9 protein-coding genes are annotated in these 21,411 nt (G+C 66.8%); all 9 read right to left on the bottom strand.

Annotated features, from left to right (window positions below):
* Window positions 1-14 precede the first annotated feature (14 nt).
* From OU995_RS26840 to OU995_RS26800, 9 genes are read right to left on the bottom strand one after another with little or no spacing between them, the layout of a single operon-like run.
* Window positions 15-476 (bottom strand): GNAT family N-acetyltransferase, encoded by a 462-nt coding sequence (locus OU995_RS26840; RefSeq protein WP_267833212.1) that lies wholly within the window; start codon window positions 474-476, stop codon window positions 15-17.
* Window positions 477-494: 18 nt separating this feature from the next.
* The gene (locus OU995_RS26835) at window positions 495-1,247 is read right to left on the bottom strand and encodes a thioesterase II family protein (RefSeq protein ID WP_267833211.1); all 753 of its coding nucleotides are present in this window, start codon (window positions 1,245-1,247) and stop codon (window positions 495-497) included.
* Window positions 1,248-1,252: 5 nt separating this feature from the next.
* Entirely contained in the window at window positions 1,253-2,953 is a 1,701-nt protein-coding gene (locus tag OU995_RS26830) for an AMP-binding protein (RefSeq protein ID WP_267833210.1), read from the bottom strand.
* Window positions 2,954-2,975: 22 nt separating this feature from the next.
* The gene (locus OU995_RS26825; protein ID WP_267833209.1) at window positions 2,976-3,524 is read right to left on the bottom strand and encodes a hypothetical protein; all 549 of its coding nucleotides are present in this window, start codon (window positions 3,522-3,524) and stop codon (window positions 2,976-2,978) included.
* A gap of 17 nt (window positions 3,525-3,541) precedes the next feature.
* Window positions 3,542-4,753 (bottom strand): MFS transporter, encoded by a 1,212-nt coding sequence (locus tag OU995_RS26820; protein WP_267833208.1) that lies wholly within the window; start codon window positions 4,751-4,753, stop codon window positions 3,542-3,544.
* Window positions 4,750-5,613 carry a hypothetical protein gene (locus tag OU995_RS26815; protein WP_267833207.1) on the bottom strand — a complete coding sequence of 288 codons (864 nt, stop codon included), beginning with the start codon at window positions 5,611-5,613 and terminating at the stop codon, window positions 4,750-4,752. Before OU995_RS26815 ends, OU995_RS26820 begins: the two co-directional genes overlap by 4 nt.
* The gene (locus tag OU995_RS26810) at window positions 5,610-6,074 is read right to left on the bottom strand and encodes a carboxymuconolactone decarboxylase family protein (RefSeq protein WP_267833206.1); all 465 of its coding nucleotides are present in this window, start codon (window positions 6,072-6,074) and stop codon (window positions 5,610-5,612) included. Before OU995_RS26810 ends, OU995_RS26815 begins: the two co-directional genes overlap by 4 nt.
* A complete protein-coding gene (locus OU995_RS26805; RefSeq protein ID WP_267833205.1) occupies window positions 6,071-16,051 on the bottom strand; it encodes a non-ribosomal peptide synthetase in 9,981 nt (3,326 codons plus the stop codon). Before OU995_RS26805 ends, OU995_RS26810 begins: the two co-directional genes overlap by 4 nt.
* Window positions 16,048-21,360, bottom strand: a complete 5,313-nt coding sequence (locus OU995_RS26800) for a non-ribosomal peptide synthetase (RefSeq protein WP_267833204.1) — start codon at window positions 21,358-21,360, stop codon at window positions 16,048-16,050. Before OU995_RS26800 ends, OU995_RS26805 begins: the two co-directional genes overlap by 4 nt.
* Window positions 21,361-21,411 lie beyond the last annotated feature (51 nt).

Raw genomic sequence — 21,411 nt, 5'->3', positions numbered from 1 at the left:
CCGGACCCGGACCGTCATGCCAGCCTCCGTTCAAAGCACACAGCTTCCGGGCGGCCCACATAAACACCGAAGTTCTCACGTTCCACATAGCCGTGGTGCTTGTAAAACTCCACCGCCACGGTGTTCACCCGACGGGTCTCCAGCCAGGCTTCACGGTAATCCAGCGCCACGGCGCGTTGTTCCAGGTGCTTCAGGATGGCACTGCCGATGCCGGCACCCGCCACACGGCTGTACATGCGTTTGACCTCGCAGACATCCGGCCGGCCGGCTGCATCCAGCAACCGGATGGCCCCGCAGCCGCAGGCCTGGCCGTCCCGATAGGCCACCACGAAGATGCCCCGCTCCTGCACACTCTCTGCGGTGAAATTTTTGGCGCCGCTGCTGCCAGTGATGGACTTCAACCGCTGCGAGAGCTCATCGATCAGGCTGATGGCGTCCGAGGTGTCGGGGTAGGTCTCAATCAATTGAATCGTCATTCGGATTTCTCAAACGGGTCAAGTCGTGTGGAACAGGGTGGATGCATTCGCCGCACTGGCGGCCATTTGAAAAGCACGGTGCCAACGGTCGGTGTGGCGGTCGAGGAAGAAGTGAGTGTCATCGACCCACAGCGTCGTGCAGTGCTGCGTGGTCAGGGCGGACCAGGCATGCACCTCGTCCATGCCGGTGAGCGCATCACGAGTGCCTGCCAGTGTCACGATGGGGCAGCGCAAGCGCTCCCGAGGGACATATCGGTAGGTCTCGATCAGCTCGTAGTCGGCGCGGATCCCCGGGGCAAAGCAGGCCAGTACATCAAGGTCGCGCAACACCACGTCGGGTGTGCCGCCAAGGGCCGCCAGATGATCACGTAATGCCGGCAATGGCAGTCGATGGACCTCCCCACCGGCGGCAAGATGCTGCGGCGCGTTGAGCGCACACACCACCAGCGCAGCCGGCGGGCGTCCCGCGGACTGAAGCAGATGGGCGGTTTCGAAGGCCAGCAGGGCACCCAGGCTGTAACCCAGCAAGATCAGCGGTTGATCGGTTTCCGCCAACGCCTCGCTGGCCTGCTGGCAGAGGCGATCCAGCTGGGTCACCGGCGTTTCGCGCACACGCCGGCCGCGTCCCGGCATGACGAACTCCGCCAGGCCCAGGCCGATCGGCAAATGCGCGAGCAGCGGTTTCAGAGCGCCCGCGCCTGCCCCTGCGAAGCCGAAACCATGAACCAGCAGACCCGGGCGATGCACATCAAAGCGTTGCGCGTTCAGCATGTCCCTCAAGTCCGCCTCTGCGCTGCCTGCTGCGCCACGCGTTCGACCTGGCGCCGCAGCACTTTGCGCTGAATCTTGCCAATCGACGTGCGCGGCAATTGGTGGGGGGCCACAGCGGTGGCGATGATGGGGGTCTCCGGGGCGAGGCGCCGCAGCGTCGCGTCGATGTGCGCCGTTAACTCAGGGTTGGGATGGTCCGGGTCGGCGCAGTAAAACACCACCACCACCGGCCCCTCTTCCCCCTTGCCATCGCACACCGCAGTGTGGCCACCCAGCACACCCTCCAGACGCTCGATGGCCTCTTCGAGCTCATAGCCATGGATGGGCAGGCCGGCCACCGCGTCTCCCTCTCGATCGGTGAGATAGAGATGTCCGTCCCTGATGAAGGCGCTGTCGCCGGTGTCGAACCAACCGTCCGGCAGGAAGACGTCATCCCGGACCAGACGGAAATAGCTGCGCGTGACCGATGGGCCACGGAGGTGCAAGCGTCCCACCTCGCCTTCGGCGAGCACCTCATTGTCCGGACCGACCACCCGCATGGCCGCGCCCGGGATGGGCGCTCCCAGGTCCACGAATCGGTCGCCCGCAACCTGGAGCCCCTGCGCCCAGGTGATACCGGAACAGGTCTCCGACATGCCGAAGGCCGGCCGCACTGCATCAGCGCGCAGACCACACCCCTGCAACTGTTCGGCAAACTGTCGCACGAAGCCGGGGCTGATACTTTCGCCGGCGTTGACGAGGAAGCGCAGCGCCGAGAGGTCCCAGGCGCGCGGGGCCTCGTGCTCCAGCCGTTTGGCCACCTGGTTGAAGACATGGTTGGGCACCCAGCCCACGCTGGTGCGCCAGCGTGCCATCAGATCCAACCAGCGGAAGAGGTCCGCCCGGACGTACGGGTAGGCAACCAGCACCTGGTCTGCGGCCACGCAAACCGGAAGCACGCACAGGAACACGACGGCGCCCACATGGTCCATCGGCATCCAGTTCATGAACACGTCACGTTCATTGAAGGCATTCATCTGCGCGCTGCCGGCACACATGCCCAACAACGCCGATTCGGTCTGTGTGGCGGGTTTGGGTGTGCCGCTCGATCCGGAAGTGGGGAAGATCACCGCCAATCGGTCAGGGTCGGGGGGCGTGGCCTGCGACGCCACCGCTGTGGACACGCCGTCGGCGCCATCCTCCGCCAACAGCGCATCGGGGGTGAGCACCAGCAGTTGCGGCCAGCCATGCTCATCTTTAAGCGCTGTGGCGCGTGTCTGTTCGGCCGTGGAGACCAGCAGCGCCGTCGGAGCCAGCACCTGCAGGGCGCCCGCGAGCCGCTGACCGCCAGAGGCGTCCGCCGGCAGGGGCTCCAGCGCGTAGGTGGGAATCGCCACCGCCCGCGCCAGGAAACACGCCCACAGCGCCAGCACCCATTCGTACGGGTCGGCCAGGCGCAGAACGACGTGGCTGCCAGGCGTCACACCCTGCCGGATCAGGCCTGCGGCGGCACGGCTTGCCGCCTCATACAGGGTGCGATAAGTCCAATGACGTTCCCGGCCGCTGCTGTCGATGCAGGTCAGACGCCCGTCGCCACGGACGCGCGCAGCATGAGCCAGGGCGTCGGCAAGGCTGGTGCGCTGGGCAATGGCATGTTCGATGGGAGGCGCCACCACCAACGCGGCGCGGCGCTGCTGGAGGTCGACATTCTGGGACAACATGTTCATGCGTTGATGGCTTCCGATGGCATCAGAGAAAGTGTTCAAGGACCACGGTTCGGTCCAGCAGCGCCAGCGCCGCAGGCTCATGGACCAGCGCCTCCCGGGCGCGATCCAGCCAGGCGGCCGTCGGCAGGACCGGCCGGCAGGGCGCCTGTTGCAGGTCGAGCGCGGATGTGGGAATGCGCCATTCGCGCTTCCAGGTGAAGTCGATCTGCTGGTCGAAGTCCAGCGTCACATGCCGGTACAGCAGAGCCGCAGGCAAAAGGGCCGCCTCCTCGGCGCGCTGGTAGATGACGGGGCGGCCCCCGTGTTCGTACACCCATCGGCGCTCAAACAGAAGGCCCACCGGGGCGTAGTTGATGCCGAAGTCCTTGGCGCCGGACAAGAGCTTGGCGGAGAGCGCCAGCGGAACCTCGGTGAAGCCCACGATGGGGCTGTCGCCGAGCACGTACGGCGGCTTGTCGCCACCGATACGGGCGCGGCTCAGCAGATCCAGGAAATCACGCTCCATATCCGGGCCGGGTTTGACCCAGTAGGTCAATGAATCGGTGAGATCGAGGCGAAGTCTTCTGTCCATGATGTGGCGTGCTTGATTCAGGGAAGGGGCGCAAACAGGCGGAAAGGCCGGGGCGAGCGAAGTTCGATGGCCACCAGGCAGCCGGCCGTGGCAAGTGCGACGACCACGGCGGTGGTCACCAGGCCCACCTGGTCCGAGAGCCAGCCACCGGCATAGATCACCACCACCAGTCCCAAGGTGGCGGCCGAGAGCGCCAGCGGGGAGACCAGGCCGAGCTGTTCACGGGGGCAGTGGGTCACGATGTTTTTCTGGCAGAACACATACGTCACTTCAGACAGCATGAGGAACACTGCATAAGCGAGCAGGCTCCAGGCCGGTTGCGAGGCCAGGATCGACAGCAGCATCAGTGCAGCGGCCGCTGCACTGATGCCCCAAGGTTCAACGCGGCCCGCGATTTGCCGCTTCTGCATCAGGAGGGTGACGATCACGGCCCCCAGGAAGAAGGACACGCTGGCCAGCGCCTGGAGCAACATGACGCCGCGTTCCCCCATGTCCAGCCGCGTGATGGGGAGGAGGGTGCGTGCGATGTTGTGGAAGCCTTGGAAAAAGGCCGTGGAGACAATCATGTAGGCCACCTGTCGCCCCAGCAGCGGGTCGGCACGCACGGCCCGCCAGCCGTCGCGCAGCACCGCGTTGAAGGCGGGTCGAGCAGCCGCTGTGGTGCGTGCAGGCGCGCGGCCCAGGGAGAGATAAAGGCCGGCGGACAGCAGGAAGCTGGCGGCGTCCAGCAGCGCGATGTGCAACAGCGCCAGGTGATGGATCAGTACCGCACCGACCAGCGACCCCACCGAGATGCCGATGAAGGTGGCTGTGCCGATCATGGAGGCGGCACGTTCGATGTGGTCGTCCTCCACGTGGTCCCGCATGGCCAGGACGCGAGCCGATTTGCCGATGCTTTCGGCCAATCCGCGAACCAGCAACAACAGATAGACCGCCGGCAAGGCGTGGACGAACAGACCCACCAGCACGGACACCACCCCCCCGGTGAGCTCACACGCTGCCGCGAGCCGGGACGTATCGAATCGGCCACCGAGCCATCCACTCAACGGCGCCGAAGCGACGGTGGCCAGCCACTGGGTGGCAAACACCCCGGCGGCTGCAAAGTTGTCGCCGGTCTGGCGATAGACATAGACCGATAACGACAGCATCAGCAGGAAGTTGCCGGTGGTGCTGACGAAGATGGCCAACCATAACCGCGTGAATGCGGTGCTGCGCAACAAGCTGTTCACAGTTCATACCTCGACAGGTCGATGCCGTGCGCCTGCACGAGGCGCACACCTTCCTGGCCAATCCAGGTGGCGAAGTCGTCCACGAGGGCGCGATGGGCGGTGGTGTTGTGGTCGGGGGCGATGGCCCAGCGCAAGGCGCGCTCGCAGTCGTCCGCCCGGGTGGGGTAGAACTGGGAGAAGGTCTGCCAGCAGGGGTAGAGGTCCCGCGTGTAAAGCCCGGCCCGATCCATGGTGAGGTCAAACGCGGCTCGCACCACCGCCTTCATCATCCATTGGCAGGTGGCCGTGGCCTGCGCAGGGCTGTTGTCCGAGGCAATACGTGCCGCATAGTCGCGCATGCGAAGCGGAAGGTACATGGCCTCTGCCATCAGATGAGGACCCACCCGGTAGGGCTGCAGCCCGGCGGCCAGATCTTCGCCGTGAATGCGGGCGGACTGCGTCTTCACCAGGAAGGCCCAGGTGCTGAAATAGTTCCGCACCACATCATCGCGGCGGCAGACATTCAGCTCGAAGTCGATCAGGCCGGGTGCGGACGCCTGGAACTGCGCCAGCGTATCGCTTGGAAGGTGCGGGCAGACGGGCTCCGTGCCGTCCGCCACGACGGCGAATGCGTCGAGATCGGACACACCCGCCACGGCCGTTCCACGCGCCACCGAACCCCTGACATACACCGCCACCAGGGCCGCTCCGAAGCAGTCATCAAAAAAGTCGATCAGCCTGTCGCGCAGGGCGACGGGCACATGGTCTGCGCGTGTGTCGTTGACCAGCCATCCGTCCCCATCCACTGGATGGAAGGAGCCCATGGGGCGGATCAAGGAACGCATGCCGGGTGAGGCATCGGCGACTGCAACGTTACTCATGCATCCACCTTCTCAAAGGTGGCAATCGCCACTTTCACAGCGCGCAGGGCAGCGGGCTGACCTGCATAGGCGCCGACCAGTTCGAATGTTTCGATGATCTGCTCCCGGTCCCATCCCGCTTTCAGGGCGGCGCCGATATGGAACTCCAGCAAATCGTCATGTCCGGGCTGCGTGGCCGACAGCGCCAGGGCCACCAGCAACTTGGTGCGAACCTCCAGGCGCTGGTCGTCAGCGAAGCGGTCACCAAAGTGCTCGATGGTGTGTTGCTTGAAACGAGGTGCATGGACGCGCATGCCGTGCAGCAAACCGTGCGGGTTGCCCAGGTCCAGTTCAATCCGGCCCAGCACCTGGAGTCCGCGCTCCAGCCGGGTGCCGGTGGTGGCAGCGGTCGCAGTCTCTGTCGCCGTCACTGTCGCAGTCGGGGCTTCCGAAGCGGAAGGGAGTATGTTCGTCAGGCTCATGATGGTTCCTTGATATCCAGCCGATCCGCTTGTGCGGCGGCATGACGGGCGGCCCGTTGCTGCAGGTGGGCCCGGCGCTGTCCGAGCTGCCTGTCCATCGGCACCGGTGGCGCGCTTGGGCTGACAGCCGTTGCCGCGCGGGTGTCTCCTGAGTTCGCGCGCAGATGGGCGGCTAGCGCGGCAATGGTCGGATGCTCAAACAGATCCACCACATCCAGGTGACTGCCAAACCGTGCGGCCAGCCGGTCGCGCGCCTGCACCATCAGCAGGGAGTTGGCGCCCAGTTCGAAGAAGTTGGCATGACGGCTGGGCGCCCTGCGGAGTTGAAGCAGGGTGGACCAGGTCGCCGCCACCTGCTGCTCGACGTCGTCGAGCGATTCCTCGGCGGCTTGCGCCAGACGGGCGATATACGGTGCCACGTCGGGCAGGCGCCGCCGGTCCACCTTGCCGGTTGCCGTCAGCGGCAGCGAGTCCTGTAAAACGAACAGAGCCGGCACCATGGCAGCGGGCAGTCGCTGGGCCATCGCCTTCTTCAGGGTTTCGACATCGGGCGGCGTGCCACGAACCATATAAAACGCGCACAGCCATTGCAGACCGTTCTCGTCTTCATGCAGCGCGGTGGCGCAATGGCCGATGCCCGCTTGCTGGCCCAGGCAACTGTCGATCTCACCCAGCTCGATGCGCAAGCCTCGCAGTTTGATCTGGAAGTCGATACGACCGTGGAACTCCAGGACACCATCGCTTCGCCACCGCCCCAGGTCACCAGTCCGATAGAAGCGCGTCGGTGCCTGCTCATGCGGCAGTTGGGCCTGAACAAAGACGGCGTTGGTCTGATCGGGCAGGCCCTCATAACCTGCTGCCAGGCCGGGCCCGGTGATCCAGATCTCACCGATCGCGCCCGCAGGCAAGGGGTGACCGTCCGAGTCCATCACCCACAGCGACGTGTTCGGATTGGGCTGCCCCAGCGGCACGGTGAGGGTGTGCAGGTCGCGCGCCTCCACCTCATGGGTGGCGCTGGTCATCGTGGCCTCGGTCGGGCCATATTGATTGATCAGTCGCAGCGCCGGACCCAACAGGCAACGGGCTCGGCTGCAGTCATCGCCGCGCAGCCGCTCACCGTTCAACATGAGCACCTGAAGCAGGGGGCCGAGGGGCGTCGCAGGCTCGCCGCTTTCGGCCTCGGTGAGCAAGGCACGAAGCAGCGTCGGCACCATCGACAGCACATGACTGACACGGCCGTGGTGCAGTCGTTCCAGGATGCGAGCCGGGTGGCGCGCCGAGTGGTCATCCACCAGGACCGCGCAGGCGCCGCAACCCAGCGTCGCGAACAGGTCACGCACCGACGGATCAAAACTGAAGGCGGTGAGCTGAAGTACGCGGTGACCCGGGCCGAGGCCAAGCTTCCGGATGAGAAACAGCAAGTCATGCGTCACGCCCGCGTGAGGGATGATGACGCCCTTGGGTGTGCCGGTCGATCCCGACGTGAACATCTGGTAGCAGGGGCCACTCGCCGGCACCTCATGGTCCAGGCGGGCCGCCGGGCGAGTCTCATCAGCGACCCCGTGGGGAGCAATTCGCCGCAAGGCGGCGCTGTGCGGGCCCGAGGCTTCCATTGCGGCGTCCTGGTCGGCAGCCACCACCATGAATCGGCAGTTCACGCTGTCCAACACCATGGCCCGGCGTGAGAGGGGCCAGTCGGGATCCACCGGCACATAGGCGGCACCGGCTTTCAGAATCGCCAGCAGCGTGATCGTGCGGGATACGCCACGGCCTTGCGCCACGGCCACCCGTTCGCCGATCTTCACGCCCGACTCGACCAGCCGGTGCGCCAGTTGGTTGGCGCGCTGGTCAAGCTCCCGATACGTGAGCACCGTCTCCCCGCCGTCCACCGCCGGGGCGTCCGGGGTCCGGTCGACCTGCCGTTCAAACAGGCGGTGCACCGGAAGGTCGAGTGGCAGGCTGGAGTCGGTGCGGCCGACCTGGGACGCCAGGGCGCGGGCGCCTTCTGCGTTCACCAGGCCAAACGTGCGCAGAGGGGCATCGGGCTGGGCGGCGACACGGGCCAGCAATTGCTTCCAGGCGTCAAGGGCGGCGCCCATCGAGGCTGCGTGGTAGAGGGACGGGCGGTAGTCGATGTAGCCCTGCAGTCGCTCAGCACCATCCAGCACATGGATGTTGATGTCGTACTTGGCGCCAGGGTGGACGCCGCTGTCCTCCGGGCTGAGAGGGTGGGCCTCAAGCTCCCCGAGCTTCAGCACCTCGCCCCCGATGGGGTCGAGCACGAACTGCACCTGGAACAGGGGCGACAGGTCGATGCTGCGCGGCGGGTTGAGCGCGTCGACCAGATCTTCCAATGGCACCTCGCGTCGGTCGCGTGCAAAGGCCAATGCATCGGTGGTGCGCGCCAACAGTGCGTTGAAGTCGGTGACCTCGCTACAGTCCACGCGGACCGCCAGGGTATTGAGCAGAGGGCCAATCACGTCGTCACTGCCCGGAAGGTCTCGGCAGGCCATGGGGACACCGATCACGATGTCGTCCAGGCGGCTCAGCCGCGACAGCACCCAGGCCCAACTGGCCAGCAGTACATGAAACGGCGTGGTGCCCTGCCGGCTGGCCAGGCGGTGGATGCCGTGGCTCAGTGAGGCATCCCAATCGAAGCTGAGCCGCTGGGCGGTGCGGACAGTGTCCGCGCGGCGCGCGCCCTCCCGGGGCCAGTCCAAGGGCAAGGTGGAGACGTTGGGGGCGCCACGCAGGTGAGCCGTGAGCTCAGTCAGCGCCTGCCGCTGGTGTTCGTCATCGCGAAGCCGACGCTGCCAGGAGGCCAATTCCGCGAACTGGACGGCGCGTGCGGGCTGCCAAGGCGCGCGTTGATGGACGCGGCACTCATAAGCCAGAGCGATGTCGCGCAGCAGCGTGCGTAGCGAGAGCCCGTCGCAGCCGATATGGTGAATGTTGGCAAGCAGGTAGTGACGGCCGTTGTCCACGCTCAGGCATTCGAAGCGGGACAGCAACTCGGTGGACAGGTCGTAGCGGTGGCCGAGGAACTCCGCCATGCGGGCCGATGCCTCGGCGGCGGTGCAGGCGGTGGAGCGGATGGGCACTTCGTCGGCGGGCGCGGTCATCAGCACCGGCAGGTCATGCCCCTCATGCTGGACCAGCCGGCTACGCAGAATCCAGTGCTGCTGGGTGACGTCCCGGATCGCGCCTTGCAAGGCCGCTTCATCCAGGTGCCCGTGCAGGCGGTAGGCGCAGGCCATGTTGTAGGCTGCACTGGGTCCCTCCAGCCGGAACAGAAACCACTGGCGCCGCTGCATCGGCGTGAGCGGGACTGGGTCCGTCTCCGCGAGGCGAGGCGGGGCAAGCGAGACGGACGCGCCCGTGCCTGTCGTGGACTGCTCGGCCACGGCCTGGGCCAGCGCCGCCAAGGTCGGGTGCCGAAAGATCAGGTCTACGGGTACATGGCAATTCAATTGCTGGCGCAGAGATCGCACCAGTTCCAGTGCCAGCAGCGAATGTCCGCCGAGCGAGAAGAAGTTGTCGTGGGCGGAAATCGGCCGACCCGGTGACAGCAGGGAGTCCCAGAGGGCTGCGATCTGGCGCTCGTGTTGAGTGGTCGGCAGCACTGGCCCAGCGGCTGGGTCGGCGACGGCGAACGCCGGTTCTGGCAGGGCCATGCGGTCCACCTCACCGTTCGGTGTGCGGGGGAGTGCATCCAGCCGCATCCAGGCACCGGGCAGCATGTAATGCGGCAACAAGGCGGCCAGTTTTCTCTGCACCGTGGCGGTCTCCGTGCCGGAGCCGTCCATCACCACGTAGGCGGCGAGGCGCTGGTTGCCGTCCGGATGAGCCAAGGCTTGTACGCAGGCGTCATGCACCTCGTCCAGCGAGCGCAGGGCCGATTCGATCTCACCCAGCTCGACGCGGAAGCCCCGCAGCTTGACTTGCTGGTCGGCACGGCCGTGAAAGCGCAGCCGGCCGTCGGCCCGCCAGCTCACCCGATCACCTGTGCGGTAGCAGCGGCTGCCTGCGGGCGCCTCGAACGGCGCGGCCACGAAGTGCTGCTGGGTCAGGCTGTCCCGTCGCCAATAGCCCGGCGACACCGCAGGCCCGGCGATATAGAGCTCTCCCCGTACGCCCAAGGGAACCGGCTGCCCAGCCTCGTCCAGCACCTGGCAGCGATAGCCAGGCAAGGGGCGGCCCAGGGTCGGGGCGCAGGCTGCATCGTCAAGCCGGTCGGCCATGGCGGCGATCGTTGTTTCGGCAACGCCATATGTATGGAACAGCGCCACCCCAGTGGACACAAAGGTCCGCCAGCGCTGCCAGGCATCGGTGCGCATGGACTCCCCGCGCACCAGGCAGGTGGTGAGGTGTCGGGCGGCCGTGGCCGCCTCGGCTTCGGTGAGTGCATCGCACAGGCCATGCCAATAAGCCGTGGGCAGCGAGACCACCTGCACGGCCTCGGAAGCCACGTGTCTCCAGAAGGCGTCCGGCGTGGGCATTTGGGGGGCAGCCCGCAGGTGCAGGCTGCCGCCGCTGAGCACCGAAAGGCAGACTTCCTCGATCAATCCGTCGGAGCTGATATCCGCGAATTGCAGCACCCGAGCTGCCGGGGGCGGGGCATAGACCGCCCGGGCTGCAGTCAGGTGGGCGACCGCGTTGCGGTGGCTGATCACAACACCCTTGAGAACACCGGCCGAATCAGCCGGGTAGATCTGGTGGGCCGCCTGTTCCGGCTGGACCTGGGGCAGCGGGGCGCTGATGTCCGCTGTGGAGCCCGGCAGGGCGGCATCCATCCACAGCACGTTCACACTGGGCGCCGATGGCAGCCAGGTCAGCATCGGTCGCTGGCTGTCGAGGGTGATGACGTGACGAACGTCGGCGTCGTCCGTGATCTGTCGAAGCCTTTCCTCCGGGTGGTCGGGAGACAGCGGCAGGGACACGGCGCCGACTTTCCAGACCGCCAGCAGGCTGACCATCAGCGCGCTCTGACGCGGCAGAAAAATGCCCACTCGCTCCCCCGGCTTCACGCCAGCGGCCAGCAGCTGATGCGCCAGGCGGTGGGAGCGTTGCGCCAGGGTGGCGTAGTCCATGCTGCCTTCGCTGTCGATGACGGCGGGGGCGGTGGGGCGGGCGGCAGCCTCTGCGTCAAACAGCGTGTGCAAGCAGGTGTCCGGCACCTGCAAGGTCTCGCCGCAGCCCAGTTGGAGCATCTGCTGCTGGGCGGAGGCATCCAGCAGGGGCAGTTGGTCAATCGGGCGCGTGACCTCACTGAGCATGTGGATCACCAGCCGCTCCAGGGCCTGAGCCATTCGGGCCACTGAAGCGGCTTCCCACAGATCCGTGCTGTACTCCCAGACGAGTCGCAGCCCGTCGGCGCCGTCGGTCACGTCCAGCGTCAGATCAAACTGCGCCTGCCTCCGGGCGAGCGCCACGGGTTGAACCGCCAGGCCCGGCAGCTTCAGATCACTGTCCGTTCCGGGTTGTAGCGACAGCATCACCTGGAACAGCGGCGTGTGGCTGAGCGAACGCGGGGGCTGCAAGGCCTCGACCAACCGGTCAAAAGGCAACTGCTGATGAGCCAGCGCCTGCAAGCCCGTTTGCCGGCACTGATCCAGCAGGGTGTCGAAGCTGGGCCGGGCCGACAGGTCGGCGCGCAGCACCAGGGTGTTCACAAAGCAGCCGATCAGTCCGGCCACTTCCACCTGTTCGCGGTTGGCGACGGGTGTCCCCAGCACGATGTCGGTCTCGCCGCTAAAACGCGACAGCAGAGCACTGAATGCGGCGTGAAGCCCCATGAAGAGCGTCGCTCCACGGCTGCGGCAATGCTGGCGCAGGCGATCCGTCAGTGCCGCATCCCAATGGCTTCGGTGCAGCGCACCCACATAGCGCTGCTTCGCTGGCCGTGGGAAGTCGGTGGGCAGCTGATGCACCTCGGGCAAGTCGGCCAGCTGCAGGCGCCAATAGGCGAGCTGCTGTTCGGCCTGCGCCAGCTGGGCAGCTTGGTGTTGCCAGTGGGCGTAATCGGAATATTGGATGGGCAGCGGCGGTAGCGACGGCAGCGCCGGCAGCGCCTCAGGGGCCACCGTTGATTGGCGCGTGAACGCACCATAGAACTCACCGAGTTCGCGCATCAACACGCCGATCGACCAGCCGTCCGACACGATGTGATGCATGCTGACCAGCAACATCTGCGTGTGCGGGCCGAGGGCCAGCAGTCGTGCGTACAGAGGGGCACCGTGCGTCAGGTCGAAGGGACGGGTCGACAGTTCGTCCGCCTGAAGCCGCCACGCGGACTCCTGCTCCGGTGTGCCCTCGCCCAGATGGCGAAGGTCGACCCATTCCAGCGCGATGCCGGAGGCTTCCGCCGGGAGGACCCGCTGCACCACCCCGGGTGCGCCCGCTGCTTCAAAGCGGGTGCGGAGGGTCGCATGCCGCGCCACGACCGCATGCAGCGCGCGTTCCAGCGCGTCGACCTGCAAATCGCCGGTCAACCGCAAGGCGCCAGCAATGTGATAGGCCGCATTGCCCTCGTCCAGCTGATCCAGGAACCACAGACGTCGTTGCGCCAGCGACAGCGGGATCGGACCTTCATGCAGCACCGGAACGATTTTGTGGGTGTCCGTGATCGCAGCACCCGGGCGCTGGTCCTGCGCTGCAAGCGCCGCCAGCGCGGCCAGCGTAGGTGTATCGAACACCTGTTGAACCGACCAATCCACGCCCAGGGTGCGCCGGGCCTGAGCCATCATCTGGAGGGCCAGCAGCGAATGGCCGCCCAGATCGAAGAAGTTGTCCTCGGGACCCGGGAGGCTGGGGCAGCCCAGAAGGGACTGCCAGAGTTCGGCCAGTGGCTGCTCCAAGGCACTGAGCGGGGCCGAGGGGAGACGACCGCTCCCCGGCGAGGCGGGCGGCAGCTCGGGCAGGGATGCGGGCAAGGCCTGCCGGTCGATTTTTCCGCTGCGGGTGAGCGGCAGTTGCGGCAGGCAGACGTACCGGCTGGGCAACTGGTAGGGCGCCAGCGTGCGGGCCAGCGCACGACGAATGTCCGCTTCCGGCAAGACAGCGCTACCTTCTCGCAGGGCATAAAACGCGACGAGCAGCGCCTGGCCCCGGGCATCGTGACGCAGTGCCACGGCCGCCTGCACGATGAGGGGCAGGGCCAGCAGGGCCGATTCGATTTCTCCCAACTCGATCCGGTGGCCGTGGAACTTGACCTGCTGGTCGCGCCGGCCCAGGTAGTGCAGGCGGCCGTCGGGCAGGCGCCGCACCAGATCCCCGCTTGCATAGCGTCGCCCGGAGATGCCCACGCCGCCGGGCTGAAAGACGCGCTGAGTCAGGTCGTCGCGGTTCAGATAACCCAGGCCCACACAGTCGCCATCGATCCACAGTTGCCCCACGGCACCGTCGGGCAAGGGCTGGCCGTCGAGGTCCAGCACATCAAGACGGCAACCTGGTACGGCATGCCCCAGGGCGACCGGTGAGGTGGCGGCCTCCAGATCGGCCGCGAGCGTCTCCCAGGCCACCACGTCGGCGCATTCCGTGGGTCCATAGCTGTTGATGACGCGAATCGGGGCGCCAGCGGGACGTGCCCGCTGCCAGCGCCGTAACGGGTCGAGTGCAATGGGCTCGCCACCCAGCACCACGGTGCGCAGGCTGGACAGGGCGGCATAGCCTTCGTCCTCGGCGGACGCCAGCAGGGCCTGGAACGCGGTGGGGGTGCAATTCACCAGGGTGTCCCGCCAGGTCCGCATGGCGTCCGCAATGGCATGCGGCTCGAAGCGCGCTGCATCCGGCCAGGCGACTCGGGCGCCCACGGTGAGTGGCGCCAGCATGTTCTTCTGCGTGAGGTCGAAGCTTGGGTTGCTGATGATCAAGGCCGTCGTGTGGCTGTCCACTGCGGCCTCGCGGTACCAATGCAGCAATTGGTTGAGACCGCGTTGATGCACACGGGCAGCCTTGGGCAGGCCGGTGGACCCCGAGGTAAAGATCAGATAGGCGGCCGCGAGCGGGTCGGTGTCGCGAGGGGCCCAACTGGCGTCGGTGGCGCAGGGCAGTTGACTCTCGATGCTCAGGGGCAACCAGACGGCAGGGCCGGGGATGGTGTCGGGGGGCGGAAAGTCCGGCGCCACGAAGACCACCTTCAAGCCGGCATCCGACACCATGTGTGCGGTCCGCTCTTGCGGTTGGTGAATGTCCAGGGGCGCATAGGCCGCGCCGACCGCCAGCGCTGCCAGCGCACCAATCGCGATGGCCGGGCCCGGGGGCAGCAGCACCCCCACATGGTCACCCGGCTGCACACCCGCATGGGTCAGTTGCGCTGCAGCGTGTTCGACCCGGCGCCACATCTCCGCGTAGCTGAGATGGCGATGACCTTGTGCGAGCGCGATGGCGGTTGGTGTACGCGCCACCTGGGCTGCGATCTGCTGGAGGGTGTGCGGCTGGCCTTCTGCGGCAGGGACATAAGGGTCGGTCCTTGGGGGCAGCAAGGCGAAGAGGCTCAGTGGCTGGTCGGGCGACAGCAGCGCCTGTGTCAATACATGCGCATAGGCCGCAAGAAGCGCGTCCACTTCCCAGGCTTCGAACGTCGCCTGTCGATACTCCATCAGACAGGTCAGCCGGTCCTGCCGCTGTTCGATCGTCAGAGTGAGTTCGAACTTGGCGGTCTCAGGGCGGTGGCGAACCAGGGTGGCGCGCACGGCACCCAGCGCAATGTCCTCTTCCGATACGGCCTGCAGGCCGAACATGACCTGGGCCGGCACATCGATGCCTTGCGCGCGTGCCTCCCGCATCACACGCTCGAAGGGTACGGCATGGTGCGGCAGGCCACGTCGCGTAGCTTGGGATTCGCTGGTGGCGAGCTCTCTCAGCGTCTGCTCACTGTGAATGCGGCTCACGCTGGGGACCGTGTTGGCGAGCATGCCCACCAGGTCCTCGGTGCCGGGCATCTCGCGCTGGGCCACGGGCACCAGCAGCGCCACTTCACGAGCGCCGCCGTACTTGGCCAGCAGCAATTTGAAGCAGGCCAGCAACCAGTGGTGCAGCGTGATGCCGCTGGACGACGCGAGCCGGTGCAGGCCTTGAACCACGTCAGGGGGAAGCTCCAGCAGCTGGTGCCCCGCACGCAGGCCCGCTTCGGGGCGGCTCGGGTCACTCAGGCGTAGCGGAGATTCCAGCGTGCCCAGTTGCTCGAGCCAGTAGGCAAGGCTTGTTGCCTCTGCAGTGTCTTTGCCGCGCTGCTGTTGCCACAGCGCCAGGTCTGCCAGCGTACGCGATGGGGCGGCCCATGAAATCGCCTCGTCGTGACGTGCAAGCGCATAAGCCTGGGCAAGTTCGGCGAGTAGTTGCCGCAGGCTCCAACCGTCGATCGATGCATGGTGAAAGCACAACATCAGCAGATGTTGTTGTGGTCGGCGCCGCAGCAGCCGCACACGTACCGGAACCTCCCGGTCCAGAGCGAAGTTCGGGGTGGCATGCCGCTGCAGGAGCTGTTCGTCCGTCAGGTGGTCCTCTCCTGCCATTGCGTCGGCCGGGGGCAGTGCCACCCCTTGCTCATCCACTTCCTGCCAGATGAAACCGTCTCGCTCCACCAACCGTGTGCGCAAGCCCGCATGGCGTTGCACCACGGACGACCAGGCCCGCTGCAGCGCGGCCACATCCAGTTCGCCCTCCAGCTGAAGACCGGCAGCGACATGGTAGGCATCGCCGAGGCCTCGACCGGACAGCAGCCACATGCCGACTTGCCCAGTGGTGGCAGGAACGGCGCCGGCCGGCGTGGGGAAGTGGGGAAGACGCTGGGCGCCCTGGTGGTCCAGCACCTCCAGCCAGGCCAGGACATCGGCCTTGTGGTCCCGCAGGGTCTGGATGGTGTCGGCGTCCAACCGACCCTTTGGCGCGGTCAGCCTGAGCTGGCCATCCGTCGCGCTGAGCTTCACACCCTCGGCCCGAAGGCGGCGAATCAAGGCAAGCAGGTCGATCTTCACAGGTCGATTTCCTCCAGTTCGGCACCGTCGTTGTCAGACAGGACGGCGTTGCGGGCGGCTTCGGCTGTCGCCGACCCACGCAGTTCGGCCAAGACCATGGCCTGTTCGTTCAGCACGGGCAGGGTCAGCAGGACAGCGAGTGGCACGTCGAGCGACCAGCGTCGCTGCAGGGCCACCCGTAGCTGGACCGCGCTGAGCGAATTGCCGCCCAGCTCGATGAAATTCGCATGCCTGCTGGTGGGGGCCGTGCCCAGCACCTCAGCCCAGACAGCGGCGAGCTCGACCATGAGGCCCGGCTCCAGGGGAGCTTCCTGGTGTTGTGCCAGTGGCTCCGTCAGCACGCGCGGAAGCGCTCGGCGGTCGATCTTGCCGTTCAGCGTGCGAGGCAGTGCTCCCAGCACCAGCAGGTGCTGCGGGCGCATGTAATGCGGCAGATGGCGCGCGAGCTGGGCATTCAGTGCTTGGCTGGCGCTGGGCGCGTCAACGCCGTCGGGCCACGCCACATGTGCCACCAGGACGAGCTGGCCCGCCGGGGTGCTGACGACATCGGCCACGGCCTCTCGCACCAGGCCACTGCCCGCCAGGCAGGCGTCGATTTCCTGCAATTCGATGCGGTAGCCCCGCAGTTTGATCTGATGGTCACGCCGCCCGATGTAGAGAATCTCCCCGTCCTCCGCCAGGCGGACGATGTCACCGGTGCGGTAGGCGCGGGTCTCCAGGTGTGTCAGAGCGGCGGGCAGTGCAAAGGCTGCGTCTGTCAGGTCGTCGCGGCCCTTGTAACCCATGCTCATTCCCTTGCCCGCCAGGTACAGCTCGCCAGGCAAGCCGATGGGCACCGGCTGTTGCGCAGCGTCCAACAGGTAGACGCGGGTGCCGGGCAGTGCGCGCCCGATCGATTCCCGGCCTGCGGGGCGGCGCTCGGCGAACGTGGAGTACACGGTGTCCTCGGTCGGGCCGTACAGGTCCAGGACGCGGCGCACGCCGCTGTCGCGGTAGAGCCGATCCACCAGCGCCTGCCGGAAGGGCTCACCCGCCACCAGCGCCGTGGACACCGTGGCGGGCACCGAACCCGACGCCAGCAGGGCTTCAATCGCCGACGGCACGGTGTTGATCATGGTGATGCCGAGGCTGGGCTGTTCGATCAGGTCCAGCACTCGCGGTGTGATCACGCAGGTCGTTCCCAGGCACAAGGGCACGAAGAGCTCGAACACCGAGAGGTCAAAGCAAACGGAGGTGGACGCCAGCACGCGGTCACGTTCCGCTTCAGTGAAGCACTGGCGTGCCCAGTCCAGCAAGGCCAGTACGTTGCCATGGGTCACCTGAACGCCCTTGGGCTGGCCGGTCGACCCGGAGGTGAACAGCACATAGGCCAGGTCCCCGGCATGGGGGAAACCGGCCCCTCCGGCCGGTGCCGGGCCTGCAGACGGCACGGGGGCCAACGCATCCGCCGTGAGGCCATCCAGCAGCAGGCAACGGGCTCCGCTTGACTGGAACTCACCGGCGTGTCCGGCCACGGTTACCACCACGCCAGCTCCGCTGGTCTTCAGGATGTGGCGCAAACGCTCCGGCGGGTAGTCCAGGTCGAGCGGCACATAGGCCGCGCCGCACATCAGCACACCCAGGATGGCGGCGGGCAGCCGGTGGTTGCGAGGCAATGCAATGCCAACGCAGTCCCCGGGCTTCACTTCGCGTTGCTCCAACAGGTGGCGTATGCCTTGCGCAAACCGGTGCAACTCGGCATAGCTGAGTTGGGCGCCCTGGGCATCGGCAACCGCCGTATGCGTGGGCCTCCGATGTGCCTGCTGCAGGAACATCTGAACGAGCGAGGATGTGGATGCTTCTGGCGGGACGGAGTCCCACCCCGTCGCATTCCATTGCAGCCACTGCTGATCCAATTCCGTCGCGGGCAGGTAGTCCCATGCGTGCAGAGGCTGATCGGGTTGCCGTACAGCGGCCCGGAGCAGGCCCTCATAGTGACCCAGGATCCGTTGGGCAAACGCCTGCGGAATGCGCGCCCGGTCGTACTCAAGCGACAGGCGGGCGCCCCCTTCTTCATCGGGGAACACCAGCAGCGTGAGGAGCGCCTGACCGGCGGTGGAAGGGACGCGGCGCGAGCGCACCCGGAGTTCGGGCCTTTCTGGCAGCGGGTGCCAATCGTCGCAGCCGGCGAGCAGGGTGGCCGGCAAGCCGCCGTTCGCGGGGCTGTCGGACTGGCAAATGAAGACCGCATCAAAGATGCGTGTGCGGTCCGGCTGGAGACGCCGTACCCGGTCGGCCACGATGGTGAGGGGCACATGACGGTACCTGAGCCCCTGCACGACGGCGCGGGTGGTCTGCGCCACCAGCGCCGTCAGGCTCTGCTGCGCGGCGAACTCGAACGCGATGGGCACCATGTTGACCGCACTGCCCGGCCAGTCCGCCAGGGCCGGCGGACGCACCGAGAACGGCATGCCCAGGCAGAACGAGGACTGCCCGCTGTAGCGGTGCAGGAGTGCCGCGAATGCCGAGGCGAGAAACACGTTGAGCGTGCCGCCCGCCTGGGGGGCCAGTTGTCGGCAGGCTCGGAACAGTCCCGCGTCCAGATGGGCGTAGCACTGCGCAAGCGCCCCGGGGCCGGCATCTGCGGACCGCGGCGCTCCCAGCCCCAGATCGATGTCTGCGGGCGCGGCGGCGAGGCTGGCCAGCCAGTCCGCAGGCAGGTCTTCGCCCGGGGCGGCCAGCCGATTCAATAGGCCGGCCGCTGTCCGACCCAGATCTTGCCCGGGCACCCGCCGCGCCGGAGCTGCCAGCGTGTGCAGCAACTCGGCCACCAGATGGCTGGCGCCGGTGAAGTCGGTGGCGATGTGATGGATGCAAAGGACGAGCCAGGTGCTCCGTCCCTGGCCAATCACACACGCGCGCACCGGCGCTTCTGCTTCCAACGCAAATGGGGTGGCCCGGATTTCACGGAGCAGGGCATCCAGGCGGGGCTCGCTCCAACCCTCCGCCGACACGCGACGTGGCACTGGCGCCGCACAGTCCTGCCAGGTCAGGATGCCGTCGCCACCCACCACCAGCCGCTGCCGGAGATGGCGGTGCTGCGACACCAGGTGGGCAACAGCGCGGTCGATGTCGTCCGGGGCCATGGGCGCGTCGAATTCCAGCGCCACCGACAGGTTGTAGAACGGTTCAGCGGGCTGCTGCTGTTGCCTCAGCCAGATGGCCGCCTGGTAGGGCGTCACCAGCGGCAGCTCCCCGTCGTGCGTGGCTGGGGCCGACGCGGGCGCCAGGGGGCGGAGGGGTGGGGCGGCAGGGCGGTCCCCAAGGCTGGCCGCCAGGTCCATCAACGTGATGCCGCTGAACAGGGTGTCCAGCGACGGCGTTTGTCCCGGCAGATGCCCCAGCCGGATGTGCAGATCCACGATCTGGAGCGAGTCCAGGCCAAGCTGCCAGAGCGTCGTCTCCGGTGCCAGCCCTTCGGCGTGTACGCCCATCGTGGCCAGGACGTCGCAAAGCTGTGGGAAGGGCGTGGGAAGCGGCTGATCGGCGTCCACCATGGGCTCGGCTGCGGCTGCGGCTGCGGCTGCGGCTGAGGGTGAAGGTGCATCCACGCGGATAAGGCTCCCATCGCGGTAGCTTTCGCGCATGGCCTGCCGGCGGATCTTGCCGCTGGATGTCTTGGCCAGCGTGGCGGGCTTGATGGGCACCAGGGCTGCCAGCGTGAGACCGTGTTGTTCGGCGAGCACCTCGCGGGCGATGCGGGTGGCTGCGTCGGCATCGAACTGACGCAGATAGGTGCGCCCGATTTCCTGGACCAGCACCAGACGGTCCTCGTCGAGGAAGGCGGCGCCACCTCCGCGCACGAAGCCCGGCCATGCGGCTTGTACCGACTGCTCGATGTCCTGCGGGTAGTGATTGCGCCCGCGCACGATCAGAACTTCCTTGAGGCGCCCGGTGATGTAGAGCTCATCGTTCACAAACGCACCGAGGTCGCCTGTACGGCAGTAGGCCCCTTCGCCCGGCTGGTCTTCGCGGGGGACGATGAGCGCCGCGTCAGCATCGGGGCGTTTCCAGTAGCCCCGGGTGATGCTTGGTCCCTGCAGCCAGATTTCACCCACCTGACCCGGCGGGCACACGGTCCGTCGGACGGGGTCGATCACCTTCACCGTCTGCCCACCCCAGATCTTTCCGCAACTGGTGAGCTGCCGGACCGATGCTGGCGATGGCGTTCCGGACGGCTCGATCCGACCTTCTTCGAGTGCTGCGCTGTCGACGGTCAACAACGATGGCCCGCGACCCGCCTCAGGACCGCTCACCAGGAGGGACCCCTCGGCCAGACCGTAGCAGGGGTAGAGCGCGCCGCCATCCAGTCCATGGGGACGATAGGCCTCGGAAAATCGACGCAGCGTTTCCGGTCGAACCGGCTCTGAGCCGTTGTAGGCCACCGCCCAGCTCGATAGATCCAAGCCTGCGCGTTCGTGTTCTGGAATGCGATCCACACACAGATCAAATGCGAAATTGGGGCCACCGGTGCATGTGACGCGATACCGGGAGATCACTTCCAGCCAGCGCCGAGGCTGCTGCATGAACGCCATGGGTGGCATCAGGTAGCAGGGGATGCCCAGGTACAGCGGCTGCATGACATTGCCCACCAGGCCCATGTCATGGAAGAGCGGGAGCCAGCTTGCGAAGATGGTGTGATCGCCGTTCCCCATGGCCTCACGGATGGACCGCTGGTTGTGCAGCAGATTGCCGTGGGTGATGATCACGCCCTTGGGGTCACCCGTGGAACCGGAGGAATACTGCAGGAAGGCAATGTCCTCGCTGCCCGCGCCGGGGTCGGTCCATGTGGCGCCTTCTGTGGTGCCTTCTGTGGCGCCTTCTGTGGCGTCCTCGGTGTCGGTGCGCAGGAGGGGCAGGCCCAGGGTGAGGTCGGCGGTGTTCAGGTCGGGCAGCGTGTCGCCGTCGGTGAGGACGGCCCGTGCCCCACAGCTTTGAACCAATGCCCGCAGGCGGCTGGACTTCGACCGGTTGTTGGTGGGCGGATAAGCCGGCACCGCGATTGCGCCGGCATAGAGGCAGGCAAAGAAGGCCACGATGAAGTTCAGCCCCGGACGGTATTGCAGCAGCAGGGGCGCCTGGCTCCACTCCCGGGCCTGAAGACGGGCGGCGATGGCACGGGCGCGCCGATCCAACTCGCCGAAGGTCAGCACCTCCTGAATGCCCTCGCCGTCGGGCATGAAGTGGAAAGCCACCTGCTGCGGGCGAAGGGCGGCCCAGTGACGCAGCACGGCATAGAAGTTGGGCAGCGAATCGAGCGGGAGCGTCATGCGGCGGCGGTGGTTGATGAGGCGTTCTTGCCGCCAACGCCATCGTGTTGC

Source organism: Roseateles sp. SL47, assembly GCF_026625885.1.
GTDB lineage: Bacteria > Pseudomonadota > Gammaproteobacteria > Burkholderiales > Burkholderiaceae_C > Roseateles.
The sequence above is the reverse complement of the archived record's forward strand: the minus strand, read 5'-3'. Positions and strand labels throughout refer to the sequence as shown.

Excerpts from the sequence above, each read along its gene's own strand:
- OU995_RS26825 (WP_267833209.1), bottom strand. The coding sequence starts at position 3,524 with ATGGACAGAAGACTTCGCCTCGATCTCACCGATTCATTGACCTACTGG.
- OU995_RS26815 (WP_267833207.1), bottom strand. The coding sequence starts at position 5,613 with ATGAGTAACGTTGCAGTCGCCGATGCCTCACCCGGCATGCGTTCCTTG.
- OU995_RS26800 (WP_267833204.1), bottom strand. The coding sequence starts at position 21,360 with ATGACGCTCCCGCTCGATTCGCTGCCCAACTTCTATGCCGTGCTGCGT.
- OU995_RS26810 (WP_267833206.1), bottom strand. The coding sequence starts at position 6,074 with ATGAGCCTGACGAACATACTCCCTTCCGCTTCGGAAGCCCCGACTGCG.
- OU995_RS26840 (WP_267833212.1), bottom strand. The coding sequence starts at position 476 with ATGACGATTCAATTGATTGAGACCTACCCCGACACCTCGGACGCCATC.
- OU995_RS26830 (WP_267833210.1), bottom strand. The coding sequence starts at position 2,953 with ATGAACATGTTGTCCCAGAATGTCGACCTCCAGCAGCGCCGCGCCGCG.
- OU995_RS26835 (WP_267833211.1), bottom strand. The coding sequence starts at position 1,247 with ATGCTGAACGCGCAACGCTTTGATGTGCATCGCCCGGGTCTGCTGGTT.